This is a genomic window from Calidithermus roseus, assembly GCF_003574095.1.
GTDB classification, from domain to species: Bacteria; Deinococcota; Deinococci; order Deinococcales; family Thermaceae; genus Calidithermus; species Calidithermus roseus.
The window spans coordinates 1-1,053 of record NZ_QWLA01000169.1; the positions used below are offsets into that span (position 1 = coordinate 1).

Annotated in this window: 1 protein-coding gene; it reads left to right on the top strand. The window is 68.3% G+C overall.

Annotation, left to right across the window (positions count from 1 at the left end; translation table 11 throughout):
* Nucleotides 1-127: 127 nt before the first annotated feature.
* Nucleotides 128-838 carry a hypothetical protein gene (locus tag Mrose_RS19130; RefSeq protein WP_182482917.1) on the top strand — a complete coding sequence of 237 codons (711 nt, stop codon included), beginning with the start codon at nucleotides 128-130 and terminating at the stop codon, nucleotides 836-838.
* Nucleotides 839-1,053 lie beyond the last annotated feature (215 nt).

The following is a 1,053-nucleotide window of genomic DNA, read 5'->3' on the forward strand; positions in this document are numbered from 1 at the left end:
CGTGAGCGCCTCTCGGGCTGCGGAAGTGCTGGGGGTTCCGATTGAATATATCCGCAAGCGGGCCGCCCTCTGGTCGTCGAACGGCGGAAGTGCCCTCTAGTGGCCCCGATGATCCTACTCTCCGACGGTGAAGCTGGGAACCCTGGAAGTACTCGATGTTGTGCTGGCTGAAAAGGACACCCAGGGCAACTACTTCGAACAGATCAGCCAACCCGTCGCGCTGCGGTCGGGTAGGACCATCGAGGCCGTGGTGACCTACCGCTTCGAGCCCGTCACCCTGCCCCCCGACCCCTCCGACCCCTCCGGGGGCAGTTCCAGCAGCAGCGGGGGCGGAGAGTGCGCCTACGCCTACGGCTCGACCTGTCTGGTCATGGCGGGCACCATCCTCTGGAACACGGGCACGCTCACCGCGCTGGTGATGGCCCCCTTCAGCGCGGGGATGGCCAGCGCCGGGGCCATCTTCGGCCTGTTCGGAGCGGCCCTGCTGGGCGTGGGCATCGTGCTGGCGGCGGTGCTGGGGGAGTCGGCGCTGCAGGAGGCCAAGGACGTGCTGACCGCGCTGGGCGAGACCGTGAAGGAGATCGTGGATGCCATCGTGGACGTGGTGGTGAGCGTGGTGGACGCGGTGGTGGACTTCTTCAAGGACCTCTTCGGGGTGGAGAGCACTGACCAGCCGCTGGGCCAGGGCAGTGGGGGAGGGGAGTCGAGTTCCGGCTCCGGCTCCGGCTCGGGCTCGGGCTCGGGCAGCGGCGATGGCTCCGGCTCGGGCTCGGGTTCGGGTGAAGGCGGTGGAGGAGGGGGCGACTACGTTCCACCGCCTGACGACCGGGGAGTCTGAACCCGAACCGCCCTCTCATCCTGACATGGCTACAATGTAGGTAGATATGAACCGATCCTTTCTCCGACTCCCACGGCCTTCGACCCTGACCTTCGCCTTCGGCCTGGCCCTGGCCCTGACGGCCTGTGACCAGAAGGGCAGCGCCACCCCGCCCCCGCCCCCGCCCCCGCCCGACCTGGGCGGCATCAGCAAGCTGGAGCTGCGCTGCACCAACC